The sequence below is a fragment of the Burkholderia sp. LMU1-1-1.1 genome, assembly GCF_040675865.1.
Lineage (GTDB): Bacteria > Pseudomonadota > Gammaproteobacteria > Burkholderiales > Burkholderiaceae_D > Rugamonas.
The window spans coordinates 206784-222442 of record NZ_JBEGHG010000056.1 but is presented as its reverse complement, the minus strand read 5'-3'; the positions used below and the strand labels follow the sequence as shown (position 1 = coordinate 222442).

Genomic DNA, 15659 nt, shown 5'->3' with positions numbered 1-15659 from the left:
GCGAAACCATCGGGATGCGACGAAGCGCCGGAAACGGCGGATGAAGTGCAAAAATTGGAGATATCCGGAAAACTCAGGCGGCGCTGCGCAGCGCTGGCGCCTCGTCGGCGAGGCTGTGCACCAGCGCGCCAAGTTTGGACACGGCGGCCTCCACCTGCGGACTCCACGCATTGCCACAGTTGAGCCGGACAAAGTTGCCGTACTTGCCAGACGCGGAGAACAACTGCCCCGGCATGCAAGCCACCCCCGCCTCGTGTGCGCGCTGGTGCAGCACCAGCGCGTCGACCTGCTCCGGCATGCTGACCCACACCACGAAGCCGCCCTGCGGCTCCGACACCGTGCACTGCTGCGGGAACGAGGCGCAAATCGCGTCCGACATGCGGGCGATGCGCTGCGACAGCGCCCTTCTCATCTTGCGCAGCTGGTTCTCATAAGCGCTGCCGGTCAGGAACTCGGCCAGCACGGCCTGGAAGAAGTGGCTGGTGGCGCCGCTCGACACCATCTTGAGCACCGCCACGTCCTGCGCGTAGCGCCCGGCCAGCACGTAGCCGACGCGCGCGCCGGGGCTGACCGCCTTCGAAAAGGACGAACACAGCATGACGTGGCCGCTGGTGTCGTACGCCTTGACCGGCCACGGCCGCTCCGGCGTGAAGCACAGCTCGCCGTACACGTCATCCTCGATCAGCGGCACGTTGTGCTGCGACAGCAAACCCGCCAGCCGCTTCTTGTTCGTCTCCGGCATGATGCAGCCGAGCGGATTGTTGGCGTTCGGGACGAACAGCACGGCCTGTACCAGGCCGGCGTTCATCGCCAGCTCGAGCGCGTCGATCGACGGCCCGGTCTTCGGGTGGGTGGGAATCTCCAGCGCCTTCATGCCCAGCGATTCGATCAGCTGCAGCAGCACGAAGTAGCTGGCCGATTCGATCGCGACGGTATCGCCGGGCTTGGCGACGGCGCGCAGGCACAGGCTGATCGCTTCGGTGCAGGAGGTGGTGACGACGATCTCGGCCGGGTCCAGGCGGCCCCAGTCCAGCGCCCGCCGCAGGATCTGGCGGGTGAATTCGGGGTGATTGGTTTCGTAGCAGCTGACAGAGCTCAGCAGCGCGGAGTCGCGCCGCGCCACCGCCGCCACGATCTTCTGCATGCGCTTCATCGGCAGCAGCTCGTCGAGCGGCCAGGCCGAGCCCAGCTGCACAATGTCCGGGTCCTCGTTGGCCTTGAGCACCCGCATCAGCAAGTTGTTGATGCCGACATAGGCCGGCTCCTGAAGATGCGCGGCGTCGGTCATCACCGCCATCGTCCGTGAACGGTGACGCACGTAATACCCCGCCTGCGGCCTGGCCTCGATCAGGCCGCGATCCTCGATCAGCCGTAGCGCCTGCATGACGGTGCTGACCGACAGGCGCTTCTGCTGCGCCAGATGGCGGATCGACGGCAACCGGTCGCCGGGCGCGAAAACGCGGCTGGCGATCAATCCGCCCAGTTCGTTGGCAAGCTGCTCGTACAAATTGATGTGCATTTCGATATTGTGGCCCAGCCCCACCCTCGGCCGACAGGTACAGCGAGCAATCATTTTGACCATAACAGTTTAGCCAAATCGCCTCTGTGATGGTAACAATTTCGATTCGCTGCATCTGTTATGGCCGGGCGCCGCTGCGTATTCTGGTGGCATCACGTAACACCTATAACTCAGCGCGCAGGAGCAACCATGAAACCGCAACTGGTCACCGTAAAACAAGGCTTGGCCGAATATCGTTTGACCCAGGATCATCCACTGCGCATCGCCAACGCGGCCGGCCAGCGCATCGAATGCCTGGACGGCACGGCCTGGATCACCGCCTACGGCGAGCACACCGATTTCATGCTGCGGCGGGGGCTGACGTTCGAGGTGCCGAACGACGGCCTGATGCTGATCGAGGCGGCCGGCGCGGGCGTGGTGCGCATCCGTCTGCCCGCGCAAACGGCGCTGCCGCCGGGCTGGCGGGGCTTACAGCGCAAAGTTGCCACAGTACTTTCCGGTCTGCATCTGTAGGATTTCACCTACGCAACTAATCGTGCGCCCCGCACTCCTCGAAATATGTACAATGCGTCAACAATACAGCCCCGAGGAGAATAATTTGAAAAATCAATATCTGAAGATGGGCGCGATGAGCGCATTGATGGTTCTGGCCGCAGGTTGCTCGACGCTCGGTGGCGGTCCGCCAGCCGACGAGGCGCCGCCACCTGCCAACCCGAACTTCGCCGCTGAAATGGACAAGTTCAACAAGCAGTTCCCGAACGACAAGGCGACCAAGTACGAAGAGGTTTCGCTGAACTATAACAACGCGAAAAAGCTGGACGAGAAAGGCAATTGCCATGACCTGTCCAAGTATCCGGTGGTGATCGTGTTGACCCTGGATGCGTCCGGCAAAGTGGTGAAGAGCACCACCGACGTCGAGAACCGCAAGGCCGCGTGCTTCCGCGACGCGTATGCCGGCGTGCAGTTGCCGGCGCCACCGTTCGCGCCGTATTACAAGCCGATCAAGTTGCGTTAATATTTGATAGCAACTTAAGCTTAAGCCGCCGCGTCCTCACCGGCGGCTTCTTCTTTTGCGGCCGGCTTTTCCAGCCACTCCAGCACCACCGCGTTGAACCCCTCCGGATCGCGCACCATCGGCCAGTGGTCCGTGCTCATCGCCACCACCTTGCAATCCTCCTTCGCCGCCAGCTTGTCGCGCCACTGCGTCGAGTGGAACATGAACGGCTTGCGCGTGCCGTAGATGAACAGCATCGGCACCTTCGGGAAGAACGGCACCAGCGTCCTGTACGATCCCGCCGCGCCCGCCGTCAATATGTAATACGGGAAGTTCATCGCCGAGCTGATGTACTCTTTCGGCGCCGGCACCTTCATCGCGTTGACCATTCCGCGCGTGATCATGTTGCCGATCGGTCCGCCGATCGCCCACGCCAGCGACAGGATGTTCTGATAGCCGCTGACCATCATCTTCTGTCCGAAGGTGCGCGAGCGGTCGGTGGCGTCCGAATTGGCGTCGCCGATATCGACGCCGACGATCGCCGACACCAGCCCCTTGTTACGCATATAAAACTCATAGCCGAACACGCAGCCCCAGTCGTGCAGCATCAGGATCACCTTCTGCTTCTGGTTGACGGCGGCGACGATGTGCAACAGGATGCGCATCGTCGCGTCGAGCGAGTACGAGCGGCGCGGCTTGCCGATGTCGAAGCCCGGCAAGGTGAAGCGCACGCAGCGATAGCGGCTCTTGAGCTCCTCGACCTGCGCATCCCACAGCCGGTGCGTGTCCGGCCAGCCGTGGATCATGATGATCGTCTCGGAACCCTCCACGCCGCCTTCGATATACACGTCGATGTCGTCGACCACCATCAGTTGTTGCATGCTGTTCCTTTAGTTTTTACCGGCGTCTTCATCGAGCTTGCGCAGGAAGGCCATCTTGTCGGCGATCTTGCTCTCCATGCCGCGCGGCACCGGCTGATACCAGCCCGGCTCGCGCATATCGTCCGGGAAGTAGGTCTCGCCGGCCGCGTAGGCGTGCGGTTCGTCGTGGGCGTAGCGGTACTCGTGACCGTAGCCCAGTTCCTTCATCAGCTTGGTCGGCGCGTTGCGCAGGTGCACCGGCACTTCGCGCGACTTGTCCTTTTTCACGAACGCCATCGCCTGGTTGAAGGCGTTGTAGCCGGCGTTGCTCTTGGCGGCGATCGCCAGGTAGATCACCGCCTGCCCCAGCGCCAGTTCTCCTTCCGGCGAGCCGAGCCGCTCGAAGGTGGCGGCGGCGTCGTTGGCCAGTTGCATGGCGCGTGGATCGGCCAGGCCGATGTCCTCCCAGGCCATGCGTACGATGCGGCGCGACAGGTACTTGGCGTCGGCGCCGCCGTCGAGCATGCGGCACAGCCAGTACAGCGCCGCGTCCGGGTTCGAGCCGCGCACCGACTTGTGCAAGGCAGAGATCTGGTCGTAGAAATTGTCGCCGCCCTTGTCGAAGCGGCGCGCGTTCAGGGTCAGCGCGTTCTGGATGAACTCGCTGGTGACCTTGTTGGTCTTGGCCGCGTTGGCCGCCGTGCTGGTTTGCTCCAGCAGGTTGAGCAGGCGGCGGCCATCGCCGTCGGCATAGCCGATCAGCGTGTCGATGGCGGCGTCGTCGAATTCCAGGTGCGCCAGCACCTTGGCGCGCGCCTTGGCGACCAACTGCTTCAACTCGTCCTCGTTGAACGATTGCAGCACATAGACCTGCGCCCGCGACAGCAGCGCCGAATTGACCTCGAACGAAGGATTCTCCGTCGTCGCGCCGATCAACGTGACCAGGCCGGATTCGGCGTACGGCAGCAAGGCGTCCTGCTGCGACTTGTTGAAGCGGTGGATCTCGTCGACGAACAGGATGGTGTGCTTGCCCATCGTCAGATTCTGCTGCGCCTGCTCCATCGCGGCGCGGATGTCCTTCACGCCCGAGAACACGGCCGACAAGGCGATGAACTCGCACTCGAAGGCGTTGGCGGTCAGCCGCGCCAGCGTCGTCTTGCCGACGCCGGGCGGCCCCCAAAGAATCATCGAATGCGGCTGGCCCGACTCGAACGCCAGGCGCAGCGGTTTGCCCGGCCCCAGCAAATGGTGCTGGCCGATGACGTCATCGAGCGTCTTGGGCCGCAGTGCTTCGGCGAGCGGCTGGCGCGGTTCTGTTGCAAATAGGTCAGCCATAGTGTCTCGGAATGGAAAAACGCCGCAGCGTCGCAGCCGCGGCGTTATCGCTGCATGCTTTAATCTTTAATTATTGAACACGTCCGCGCCCTTCGGCATGACGAATTTAAAACTCGTCGCGGTCAGCGCGGGGTTTTTCTCGAATTTGCTGAACGTCAGCAGCGAGGTCTGGCCGAAGGAATCCTTCAGCTCCATCGCTTGCGGCAAGCCGTCGCGCAGGCCGATGCTGATCTGCTCGAAGCTGGTGTCCTTGGCCTTCGGCACGGCCTTGAGCCATTCCATGCCGTCCCTGGTGCCCGCTTCCGACAAGGTGAAGTTCTTTTCCAGATCGTTGCTGCCGAACAGGATCGCGGCCGGCGACGAGCCCAGCGCGTTGCCCAACTGTTTGACGGTGACCTGGTTCAGGTCCTTGTCGAAGATGTAGAGTTTTTCGCCGTCGGCCTGCAGCACCTGGTCGTAGGGTTTCACGTACGTCCAGATGAACTTGCCCGGACGGGCGAACAGGAAGGTGCCGCTCGACGGCGGCGTCGGCTTGGCGGCCTCGCCGTTGGTGTTCTTGACCTGGCGCTGGGTGAACTCGCCCTTGGCCGCCTTGGTCGAGGCGACGAAGGTTTTGAACTGGTCCAGCGCCGTGGCGCCGGCCGCGCCGGCCAGCAGCAAGCCGGCGGCCAGTGCCGCTACGTTTTTCAAATACTTCATACGTTATCTATTCCTTGGTTATTCAGCACTGGCGGCGGGCGCCAGGATCTCGCGGTTGCCGTTCGATTGCATCGGCGACACGACACCGCTATTTTCCATCTGTTCCAGCAAACGCGCCGCGCGGTTATAGCCGATGCGCAAATGGCGCTGCACCAGCGAAATCGAGGCGCGGCGGTTCTTCAACACCACCTGCACCGCCTGGTCGTACATCGGATCGGCCTCGCCGCCGCCTTCGCCGGCGCCCGCGCCGTCGGCGCCGCCCTCGCCTTCCAGCGTGCCGCCCTCGAGGATGCCGTCGATGTAGTTCGGCTCGCCCGTGGTCTTGAGGTGCTTGACCACCCGGTGCACCTCGTCGTCGGAGACGAAGGCGCCGTGGACCCGCACCGGCAGGCCGGTACCCGGCGGCATGTACAGCATGTCACCCATGCCCAGCAGCGCCTCGGCGCCCATCTGGTCGAGAATGGTGCGCGAGTCGATCTTCGACGACACCTGGAACGCGATACGGGTCGGGATGTTCGCCTTGATCAAGCCGGTGATCACATCCACAGATGGACGCTGCGTCGCCAGAATCAAGTGCAGACCGGCCGCGCGCGCCTTTTGCGCGATACGGGCGATCAATTCCTCTACCTTTTTGCCGACGACCATCATCAGGTCGGCCAGCTCGTCGATGATGATGACGATGGTCGGCAGTTTTTCCAGCGGCTCCGGCGAATCGGGCGTGAGGCTGAACGGATTCGGGATCAGTTCCTCGCGCTTCTTGGCCTCGGCGATCTTGGCGTTGTAGCCGGCCAGGTTACGCACGCCCAGCTTGGACATCAGCTTGTAGCGGCGTTCCATCTCGTTCACGGCCCAGTTCAGCGCGTGCCCGGCCTGGCGCATGTCGGTCACGACCGGCGCCAGCAGGTGCGGAATGCCTTCGTACACCGACATCTCCAGCATCTTCGGATCGATCAGGATCATGCGCACGTCGGCCGGATCGGATTTGTACAGCAGCGACAGGATGGTGGCGTTGATGCCCACCGACTTACCGGAACCGGTGGTACCGGCGACCAGCAAGTGCGGCATCTTGGCCAGGTCGGCCACGACGGCCTTGCCGGCGATGTCCTTGCCCAGCGCCACGGTCAGCGGCGACGGATTGTCGTTATAGACTTTGGAACCGACGATCTCGGAGAGGCGCACGATCTGGCGCTTGGCGTTCGGCAGCTCCAGCGCCATGTAGTTCTTGCCGGGGATGGTTTCGACCACGCGGATCGACGTCAGCGACAGCGAGCGCGCCAGGTCGCGCGCCAGGCCGACGATCTGGCTGCCCTTGACGCCGGTGGCCGGTTCGATCTCGTAACGCGTGACCACCGGGCCCGGATAGGCCGCCACCACCTTGGCTTCGACGCCGAAGTCCGACAGTTTTTTCTCGATCAGGCGGCTGGTGAACTCCAGGGTCTCGACCGGCACGGTTTCCAGCACCTCGGCGGCCTCGTCCAGCAGCGACAGGGCCGGCAGCTGGCTGTCGCCGCTCAAGTCCTGGAACAGCACGGCCTGGCGTTCCTTCTCGACGCGCTCCGATTTGACCACGGCGACCACCTGCGGCTCGATCTTGACCGGCGCCGACACCACGTGTTTTTCCACATGCTTGGCGCGCTCGATAACGACCACTTCCTCGCGCTTGACGGCGGCCACTTCGCCCTGGCGGCGGTCTTCGCGGTACTGGTAGCGCTGGATGAACCACTCGATGCCGGTCTCGATCGTGTAACCGATACGCTCGGCGACGGCCAGCCACGACACATGGAAGAACAGGCTGAAGCCAAGGCCGAACAGCAGCAGCAACAGCAAGGTCGCGCCGGTGAAGCCGAACGCCACATGGGCGGAATGACCGATGAGCTCGCCCAGCACGCCGCCCGGCGCGCGCGGCAATTCCGCGTGCAGCGAGTACATGCGCAGGTATTCAAGCCCGACGCTGCCGGCGAACAGCAGCAGGAAGCCGATGGCGCGTATCAGCCCCTCCTGCGCGTGCTCGGGGTCGGATTCCTTCGACAGCACGTATTTTTGGGTCAACTGGCGGTAGCCGTTCCAGACCAGGCGCAGCAGGCAAAACGCCCACCACCAGGCGGAAATGCCGAAAATATACAACAACAAGTCGGACAGCCAGGCGCCGGCGCGGCCGCCCAGATTGGTGACTTTGGGGACCAGCGTCTCGTGCGACCAGCCCGGGTCCATTTTGTTGTAGCTGGCCAGTATCAGAACGAAATACAGGCCCAGCACCGCCAGCGCGAGCCAGCGCGCCTCCGACAGCAGCCGCACCAGCCGGTTCGGCAGCGGTTGGCGCATGGTCGGGGTGCGGGTATAGCCCGGCGAGGAGGAAGTTCCAGCTTTTGGCGCTCGCTCCTGAACTTTTTTACTGCTCATAGGTATTAAGGTGTTGCAACGTTAGCGAGGAGGAAATATTCATATATGCGTATTTTACGGCAAAGCAGCATCAACCGGCCCGACGATTCATCCTCTTCGCCTGCTTGCACTATAATCTTGTATTGCCTGCGTGAATGCAATGGCGGCGGCGGGTGGCAACTCGCACGGCCGCCCTTGCCTCCACTCTAAACGCCCCCAAATTCGGATTAATCCAACATATATTAAGAAGCCCTCCATGACCACTCCTAAACACGCCCGCGTACTGATCCTTGGCTCCGGTCCCGCCGGCTACAGTGCCGCCGTCTACGCCGCCCGAGCCAACCTGAACCCGATGCTGGTCACCGGCATGGAGCAAGGCGGCCAGCTGATGACCACCACGGACGTGGAAAACTGGCCGGGCGACCCGATGGGCGTGCAAGGCCCGGACCTGATGCAGCGCCTGCTGCAACACGCGGAAAAGTTCAACACCGAGATCGTGTTCGACCACATCCACACCGTCGACCTGGCCGCGCGTCCGATCCGCCTCAAGGGCGACAGCAACGAATACACCTGCGACACCTTGATCATCGCCACCGGCGCCTCGGCCCAGTATCTGGGTCTGCCGTCGGAACAGGCTTTCATGGGTAAAGGCGTGTCGGCCTGCGCCACCTGCGACGGTTTCTTCTACCGCGGCCAGGAAGTGGCCGTCATCGGCGGCGGCAACACCGCCGTCGAGGAAGCGCTGTACCTGTCGAACATCGCCACCAAGGTCACCCTGATCCACCGTCGCAACAAGTTCCGCGCCGAGCCGATCCTGATCGACCGCCTGAACGCCAAGGTCGCCGAAGGCAAGATCGAGATCAAGTACAACCACACCTTGCAGGAAGTGGTCGGCAACGACAGCGGCGTCACCGGCTTGAAGATCCAGTCGACCGACACCGGCGCCGTCACCGACATCACCGTCCACGGCCTGTTCGTGGCGATCGGCCACAAGCCAAACACCGGCATCTTCGAAGGCCAGCTGGACATGCACAACGGCTACATCAAGACCAAGGCCGGCACCGAGGGCATGTTCACCGCCACCAGCGCGCCGGGCGTGTTCGCCGCCGGCGACGTGCAGGACCACATCTACCGTCAGGCGATCACCAGCGCCGGCACCGGTTGCATGGCGGCCCTGGACGCGCAGCGTTATCTGGAAGCGCAGGAGTAACTGTGGGTCTGAAAGACTTCGCCGACCTGAAAACCCTGGGCAAACAGCTCAAGGAACAGGCCGAGACGCGCGCGGCCGCCGAGGCCGAGCGCGTCAAACGGGAAAAGACGCAGGCAGTGGAGGCGAATATCTTCCAATCCAGCGTGGGCGGCGTCAAGCGCATGCCGGTGTCGGACCGTTACGTGCCGTCGCTGCCGAAGTCGGCCGGCCCCGCCGCCGCGCCGGCGCGCAAGCTGACGCAGGCGGAGGACGACGCGGCCGTGCTGCGCGAGTCGCTGTCGGACCTGTTTGAAGTCGATCATTATCTGGAGGAAGACCCGGCGTTGAATTATGCGGCGCCGGGCGTGGGACCGGACATCGTCAAGAAAATGCGCAAGGGGCACTGGCCGGTGCAGGACGAGCTGGATTTGCACGGCCTGCGGCGCGACGCCGCGCGCGACGCCATCGGCGATTTCCTGCGCAAGTCCGCGATGCGCAACCACCGGTGCGTGTGCGTGATCCACGGGCGCGGGTTCGGTTCGAAGAGCCAGGAGCCGGTGCTCAAATCGATGGTGCACAGCTGGCTGGTGCAGAAGGAGGAAGTGGTCGCCTTCTGCCAGGCGCGTCCGTCCGAGGGCGGCGAAGGCGCGTTGATCGTGTTGTTGCGCGCCGCGTTGCGGCCCGAGCGGCTGTAAACCCGCCAGCATTCACCACCACGCCAGCGTTACCACTTAGGGGTCGTACCCCGTCGGGGTACGACCCCGCATGGGGGTGCGGGTTAAATCACGCCCCATCCCGCGCCCCAAGTGGCTCACACGTAACTGTTGCGGCATGTTAACCTACGGACATTCCCACTTTGTCCGCATGCCTACATGAAGCCAGTTCCCGTCCACGTTTCCCTGATCACCGTCATCGAAATCGTGGCTATCCTGGTCGGCGCCTTCTCCGGCTTCGTCGAGGCGCGCCGCAAGCGCATGGACCTGGTCGGCGTTTTCACCGTCGCCTTCATCACCGCCTTCGGTGGCGGCACCTTGCGCGACATCCTGCTCGACCGCCGGCCGCTGTTCTGGGTCATGCACCAGGAATACGCGATCCTCATCTTCGTGCTGGCGCTGATCGCCGTGCCGCTGATGCGCACCCTGCGCCAAATCCTCTCCGAACGCCTGATCGTCATCGCCGACGCCATCGGCCTCGGCCTGTTCGCCGTGGCCGGCGTGTCGCAGGCGCAGGCGGCCGGCATGCCGCTGTTCATCGCCTCGATGATGGGCGTGATCACCGGTATCTTCGGCGGCGTGCTGCGCGACATCGTCTGCAACGAGGTGCCGATGGTCTTCCGCGACGGCAAACCGTACGCCATCTGCGCCTTCTTCGGCTGCTGGATGTATATCGGCCTGCAGTACACCAGCGTCTCCGACGACTACGCGCTGTGGGCCAGCGCCACCTTCATCACCACCCTGCGCCTGGTGACGTGGAAGTTCGACTTGCGTATCGGACGCCACTAAGCGACTGCTCAACAAGGTGATTTATTTGCCATTGTTGCACGAACGCTGTTGACCTGCCCCTCCCGAAAATCGACTATGGTCGCAGCGTGCCGGCGCGTCCAAACAACATCTACAACATTCGGGAGACACAATTGGACCACACCACACTGCGCGCCCTCGCCGGCGCGGCGGCGCTGACCCTGCTCGCCGGTTGCGGCGGCGGCTCGGCCGACACCAGCACCACCAACGCCAACCGCCTCCACGCCGACACCGTCGTCTCGACGGCCGCCGCTGACTCGTTCGGCCTGACCGAGGACGCCAACTTCTACACCATCGACACCGGCGCCGGCCTGGTCTTCAAAATCCGCCGCACCGACAACGGCGTCAGCACGCAGTCTGCCGGCGACATCGCCTCGATGATCTACAACGGCGTGCAGTACCAGGACCAGTCGCGCGGCTCGCAGCTCAATTCGGGCTTCGACTACCTGTACACGGGCGTGTCGGCGGTCAACGTCAGCGCCACCACGGTAGGCGCCGACACCATCAAGATCACCGTCACGGCCGGCGACCTGACACACTATTATTTGGCGCGCCGGGGCCAGCCCAACATCTACATGGGCACCTACTTCACCACCGAACCGAGCACCCTGGGACTGGCGCGCTTCATCGTGCGCGTGCCGATCGCCGTGCTGCCGAACGGGCCGGTGCCGTCCGACATCCGCAACAACACCGGCGCCATCGAGTCCGGCGACGTGTTCGGCATGGCCAACGGCGAGACGCGCTCCAAGCACTACTCCAACATCCGCCTGAAGGATTGGCGCTACTTCGGCGCCACCGGCCCCGGCGTCGGCCTGTGGATGGTGCGCGACAACAACGAAGGCAATTCGGGCGGTCCGTTCTACCGCAGCCTGATCAACCAGGCCACCTCCACCAACCAGGAACTGACCTACATCATCAACTACGGCGAAGGCCAGACCGAGGCCTTCCGCCCCGGCATCCTCAACACCTACACGATGAGCTTCACCGGCGGCGGCGCCCCGGCCACGCCCGACACGTCGTGGTTCGCCGGCATGGGCATGACCGGCTACGTGCCGGCCGGCGCACGCGGCGGCGTGGCCGGCGTCGGCATCGGCAACCGCGACACCGCCTACACCTACACGGTCGGCTTCGCCAACGCCACCGCGCAGTACTGGGTCGACGCCGACGCGGCCAACGGCCACTTCGACAGCCGGGGCATGATCCCCGGCACCTACACGATGACGATCTACAAGAACGAGCTGGCGGTCGATACCCGCAGCGTCACCGTCACGGCCGGCGGCATGGCCACGCTCAACACGATCACCATCGCCAACGACCCAAGCAACACGGCCGCGCTGTGGCGCATCGGCGACTGGGACGGCACGCCGAAGGAGTTCATCAACGGCGGCAAGGTCAGCACGATGCATCCGTCGGATGTGCGCATGGCCGCGTGGACGGTGCCGGACTACGTGATCGGCGCATCGAACGCGGCGACCGGCTTCCCCGCCTACCAGTGGAAGGACATCAACAACAACACGGTGATCCGCTTTAACCTGACTGCAAGCCAGATCAGGAACTACACCTTGCGCGCGGGGATCACGGTCGCCACGGCCGGCGGCCGGCCCAAGATCGCGGTCAACAATTGGTCGTCGGCCAACCCGGCCGCGTCAACCCAGCCGAAGACGCGCACCCTCACGGTCGGCATCTACCGCGGCAACAACACCACCTTCAGTTTCGACATTCCGGCCAGCGCGCTGGTGGTCGGACAGAACACGGTGACGTTGACGGCGATTAGCGGCACCACCAGCACGGGCTGGCTGAGCCCGGGCTACGCGTGGGACGCGGTCGACATGATTCCGGCGCCATAGCCCCCCAACCCCGCATGCGTTTAGCGATACGCTGGCTGCGCCACTTAAGGGTCGTACCCCGTACGGGGTACGACCCTGCATGGCAGTACGGGGTAAAAAAAATCCCGCGCGGGACGGGCCCGGGCGGGAAAAGATCGCCGGCGTGGAGAGCGTCCCCGCCGGCGGATCGAGGATGACGACTCGATCAGAACGCGTAAGTTGCCTGCACGGTGTAGCGCGGGCCGCTCATGAAGACCTGGCGGGTGAAGTCGCCCGCATGCTGCTCCATGATCTGACGCGTGTAGGTGTTCGTCAGGTTGGTCCCCAGGATACCGATGCGGAACTTGTCAGTGAAGTCATAGAAGATCGACGCGTCCACCTGGCCATAGCCGGCCTGGTACAGCGGCAGGCCAAAGGCCTGGTCGTTGTTGGTCGTCGGTATCAGGTACTTGTCCGCAGGGGCGGCCGGATTCGTGTTCAGGCCGTTGTTGCCGCGGCTGCCCCACTGGGTCACGCCCAGCAAGTAACGCGAGCGCCAGTTGTAGGCCACCCGCATCGACAAGCCGTGCGCTTCGTACATCAGCGCCAGGTTGACCGTGTGGCGCGACAGGCCCTGCAACGGGGTCTTGCCGAACGCGCGTCCATCGGTATCGCAGCCGTTGATGAACAGGTTGAAGTTGGTCGACGCGTCGTTGCCCTGGCACCATGCGTTAAACACCGGTTCTTTCAGCTTGCGCTCGCTCGACACATAAGTCCAGCTTGCCTGACTGCCGATGCCGCGCAGCCAGTCCGGTACGAAATCATAGTACTGCTGGTGGGCGATCTCGAAACCGCGGGCAAAGCCGTTGGCGCCGTTGACCGGACCGGTGACCACGAACTGCTGCGCCTTGCCGTTCACGTCGACCGCGTTGTAGCTGTAGTTCTTGGTCGTGATGATGTCCTTGAGGTCCTTGTTGAACGCCGAGAACGTCAGCGAACCGGCCTTGGCGAAGTACCACTCGGCGGTCAGGTCGACGTTGGTCGACGTGGTCGGCTTGAGCAGCGGATTGCCGTCGCTGGTGCCGCTCAGGCTGGTGCCGTCGAAGCGGATGGCGGTGGTGTTGCCCGCCGCGTCACGGGTGACCGTCTGGCTGTGCTGGGCGTTGAGCGTCGTCTGCACCTGGAGCTGGTTGAAGTCCGGACGCGACAGCGACTTGGCCACCGCGAAGCGGAACTGCAGCTGGTCGGTGGCCTTCATGCGCAGGTTCAGGCTAGGCAGCCAGTTGTCGTACGAATTGTTGACCGTCTGCTGTTCCGCGAACGATGCGATGTCGATCAGATTGCCCTGGCCGGTCGGGACGACGCCGCTGTTGCCGGCGGTGGGGAGGCTCGGCCGCGTGAACGAAACATAACCGCTGCCGGCGCCCGTCGTCTTCACGTAGCGGATGCCGATGTTGCCGTCGATCGGGTACTTGAGGTTATCCCAGCCGAAGCGCAGCTGCGTGTACGCGGCGCGGGTCTTCTCGGTCTGCGTGTTGTTGGCGGCCGGGTCGTTGAAGGTCGCCGGTTTCCACGGATCGCAGGTCGAACCTTGCTCGGCGCACAGCACGTCGTGGTACGCGTGGATCTTGCTCCATTGGTCGGGGAAGCCGCGCACGGTGGCCTCGTCGGCGAACAGCATCGGCGGGATGTTGTATTTGCCGCCGAAGAAGTTATCCATCGTCTGCAGCGAAGAGCCGCCGGCGAAGCGCGGATCGCTCAGGCGGGCCACGCCCGGGATCTGCCAGCCTTCCATCCACGGGAAGGTGATCGCCGACCAGTTGTAGAACTTCTGGGCCTTGTGGTTCACGCCTTCGCGGTTGGCCATGCGGACGCCAAAGCGGATGTCGCGCAGCACCGGGTCGTCGAACGAGAACTTGACGTCCGATTTCCACGCTTTCTGGTTGGCCGAGGCGCGGTCCAGCGCTTCCTGGGTATAAGCCCAGTAGTAGTTTTTCGGGTCGGCCATGTAGGCGGCCGAACCGAGGCCGATCTGCGGTACCTTGCCGGTCATGTCCATGGTCTGGTCCGGCAGGATGAAGCCGGTCGACACGTCGGCGTCGAAGCCTTCGGTGGTCGAATGCACATGCTGGAAGTCGTTGGTCCAGGTCAGGTCCGGCGTGATGCGCCATTGGACGTTGAGCGAGGTGTCGCGGGTCTCGGATTCACGCGTGTTGATACGCTGCGAGCTGTTGAACGGCGAACCTTTATACGTGGGGTTCGAGATCGTGCCGCTCTGGAAGGCGCCGTTTTTGTCGAACACCGAGTTGCTGCTGGCAACCTGCTGATACCACTTGTCCTCGGACGAGGCCACCACGTGCTCGTCGAGGTCTTCCTTGTAGTGGGTCTTGAAATAGGTCAGCGCGGCCGTCAAGTCCTTGTTCGGCTTCCACTGCAGCGCCGCGTAATCGCCGCGGCGGGTACGTTCGAAGTCCTGCGAGCGATAGCCGACGCCCATCGGTATCCATTGCGTCTTGGAGCGGTCGTACAGCGCCGGATCGGTGGAATTCACGTGCGGGAAGTACGGATCGACACCCACGCCGTCCGAGCGGCTCGGGCTCTCGGCCTTGGCGAAATTGACCAGCGCGCCGACTTCGCCGAACGGCGTGTTCCAGCGGTTCGACAGCAGGATGGTGCTGGTCGGCGAAGGTTTGCCCTCGCGCAGCGTGGAATAGGATTCGGAGAAGCCCGCCGTCCCCTTGAAGCCCTTGTAGTCGAACGGCATGGCGGTGCGCAGATTGACCAGGCCGGCGATGGCGCCTTCGACCTGCTCGGCGGACGGATTCTTGTAGACATCGACTCCGGCCATCAGCTCCGGCGACACGTCGGAGAAGCCGAGCGAGCGGCCGCCACCGGCGGAAAACGCATCGCGGCCGTTGATTTCCGAACGCACGTAGGTCAGGCCGCGCACGGACACGCCGGAGCCCTCGACCGACTGGCGGTTCGGGTCGCCCGCCATGTTGCGGTCGATGGTGACGCCGGCGATACGCTGCAGCACCTCGGTGACCGAACGGTCGGGCAGCTTGCCGATGTCCTCGGCGACGATCGAGTCGACGACCTCGTCGGCTTCCTGTTTGAGTTTTTGCGCCGATTGCAGGGCGGCCCGCTGGCCGCTCACCACAACGACGGCAGGTGCGGCGCTGGCGCCGTCAGCTGCTTGGGCCCATGCCGGGCTGGCGTGCAGCAGGACAACCTGTGCGACCGCCGCGGCGATTGCGGTTTTTTGTAATTTGCTCAATTTCGTCTCCCCGCCTATATAGGTGGTTTTTATATTTACAAGTCATAACGCTACAGTGTTGCGTCCTGATACTGGTACCGGT

12 protein-coding genes are annotated in these 15659 nt (G+C 63.6%); 6 read left to right on the top strand and 6 right to left on the bottom strand.

Going from position 1 to position 15659, the window contains the following annotated elements:
- Nucleotides 1–73: 73 nt before the first annotated feature.
- Nucleotides 74–1519, bottom strand: a complete 1446-nt coding sequence (locus tag MRBLMU1_RS26530) for a PLP-dependent aminotransferase family protein (RefSeq protein ID WP_363508141.1) — start codon at nucleotides 1517–1519, stop codon at nucleotides 74–76.
- A 189-nt stretch (nucleotides 1520–1708) separates the two neighbouring features.
- Here MRBLMU1_RS26530 and MRBLMU1_RS26525 point away from each other — a divergent pair, with 189 nt between their 5' ends.
- The gene (locus MRBLMU1_RS26525) at nucleotides 1709–2032 is read left to right on the top strand and encodes a DUF2917 domain-containing protein (RefSeq protein WP_363508138.1); all 324 of its coding nucleotides are present in this window, start codon (nucleotides 1709–1711) and stop codon (nucleotides 2030–2032) included.
- A gap of 85 nt (nucleotides 2033–2117) precedes the next feature.
- On the top strand, nucleotides 2118–2534 hold the full coding sequence (locus MRBLMU1_RS26520) for a hypothetical protein (RefSeq protein ID WP_363508135.1): 417 nt from the start codon (nucleotides 2118–2120) through the stop codon (nucleotides 2532–2534).
- A gap of 20 nt (nucleotides 2535–2554) precedes the next feature.
- Here the strand turns inward: MRBLMU1_RS26520 and MRBLMU1_RS26515 are convergent, their stop codons facing one another.
- From MRBLMU1_RS26515 to MRBLMU1_RS26500, 4 genes are all read right to left on the bottom strand, one after another.
- Nucleotides 2555–3394, bottom strand: a complete 840-nt coding sequence (locus tag MRBLMU1_RS26515; RefSeq protein ID WP_363508132.1) for an alpha/beta fold hydrolase — start codon at nucleotides 3392–3394, stop codon at nucleotides 2555–2557.
- Nucleotides 3395–3403: 9 nt separating this feature from the next.
- Nucleotides 3404–4708 (bottom strand): replication-associated recombination protein A, encoded by a 1305-nt coding sequence (locus MRBLMU1_RS26510; RefSeq protein ID WP_363508129.1) that lies wholly within the window; start codon nucleotides 4706–4708, stop codon nucleotides 3404–3406.
- 66 nt (nucleotides 4709–4774) lie between these two features.
- The gene (lolA, locus tag MRBLMU1_RS26505) at nucleotides 4775–5407 is read right to left on the bottom strand and encodes an outer membrane lipoprotein chaperone LolA (RefSeq protein WP_363508126.1); all 633 of its coding nucleotides are present in this window, start codon (nucleotides 5405–5407) and stop codon (nucleotides 4775–4777) included.
- An 18-nt stretch (nucleotides 5408–5425) separates the two neighbouring features.
- The gene (locus tag MRBLMU1_RS26500) at nucleotides 5426–7807 is read right to left on the bottom strand and encodes a DNA translocase FtsK (RefSeq protein WP_414646120.1); all 2382 of its coding nucleotides are present in this window, start codon (nucleotides 7805–7807) and stop codon (nucleotides 5426–5428) included.
- 235 nt (nucleotides 7808–8042) lie between these two features.
- On the opposite strand from MRBLMU1_RS26500, the gene trxB reads away from it, so the two are divergent.
- The 4 genes from trxB to MRBLMU1_RS26480 all read left to right on the top strand — a co-directional run bounded on the left by trxB (nucleotide 8043) and on the right by MRBLMU1_RS26480 (nucleotide 12342).
- Nucleotides 8043–8996: a thioredoxin-disulfide reductase gene (gene trxB / locus MRBLMU1_RS26495; RefSeq protein ID WP_363508120.1), complete on the top strand. Its 954-nt coding sequence runs from the start codon at nucleotides 8043–8045 to the stop codon at nucleotides 8994–8996.
- 2 nt (nucleotides 8997–8998) lie between these two features.
- Nucleotides 8999–9670 carry a Smr/MutS family protein gene (locus MRBLMU1_RS26490; RefSeq protein WP_363508117.1) on the top strand — a complete coding sequence of 224 codons (672 nt, stop codon included), beginning with the start codon at nucleotides 8999–9001 and terminating at the stop codon, nucleotides 9668–9670.
- A gap of 177 nt (nucleotides 9671–9847) precedes the next feature.
- Nucleotides 9848–10477, top strand: coding sequence for a trimeric intracellular cation channel family protein (locus tag MRBLMU1_RS26485; protein WP_363508115.1), 630 nt, complete (start codon nucleotides 9848–9850; stop codon nucleotides 10475–10477).
- A gap of 131 nt (nucleotides 10478–10608) precedes the next feature.
- A complete protein-coding gene (locus tag MRBLMU1_RS26480; RefSeq protein WP_363508112.1) occupies nucleotides 10609–12342 on the top strand; it encodes a rhamnogalacturonan lyase B N-terminal domain-containing protein in 1734 nt (577 codons plus the stop codon).
- Between the two features lie 184 nt (nucleotides 12343–12526).
- On the opposite strand, the gene MRBLMU1_RS26475 is transcribed toward MRBLMU1_RS26480, so the two are convergent.
- Complete coding sequence (locus MRBLMU1_RS26475; protein ID WP_363508109.1) at nucleotides 12527–15577, bottom strand: TonB-dependent receptor; 3051 nt, start codon at nucleotides 15575–15577, stop codon at nucleotides 12527–12529.
- Nucleotides 15578–15659 lie beyond the last annotated feature (82 nt).

Excerpts from the sequence above, each read along its gene's own strand:
- MRBLMU1_RS26530 (WP_363508141.1), bottom strand. The coding sequence starts at position 1,519 with ATGCACATCAATTTGTACGAGCAGCTTGCCAACGAACTGGGCGGATTG.
- MRBLMU1_RS26525 (WP_363508138.1), top strand. The coding sequence starts at position 1,709 with ATGAAACCGCAACTGGTCACCGTAAAACAAGGCTTGGCCGAATATCGT.
- MRBLMU1_RS26515 (WP_363508132.1), bottom strand. The coding sequence starts at position 3,394 with ATGCAACAACTGATGGTGGTCGACGACATCGACGTGTATATCGAAGGC.
- MRBLMU1_RS26510 (WP_363508129.1), bottom strand. The coding sequence starts at position 4,708 with ATGGCTGACCTATTTGCAACAGAACCGCGCCAGCCGCTCGCCGAAGCA.
- lolA (WP_363508126.1), bottom strand. The coding sequence starts at position 5,407 with ATGAAGTATTTGAAAAACGTAGCGGCACTGGCCGCCGGCTTGCTGCTG.
- MRBLMU1_RS26500 (WP_414646120.1), bottom strand. The coding sequence starts at position 7,807 with ATGAGCAGTAAAAAAGTTCAGGAGCGAGCGCCAAAAGCTGGAACTTCC.
- trxB (WP_363508120.1), top strand. The coding sequence starts at position 8,043 with ATGACCACTCCTAAACACGCCCGCGTACTGATCCTTGGCTCCGGTCCC.
- MRBLMU1_RS26485 (WP_363508115.1), top strand. The coding sequence starts at position 9,848 with ATGAAGCCAGTTCCCGTCCACGTTTCCCTGATCACCGTCATCGAAATC.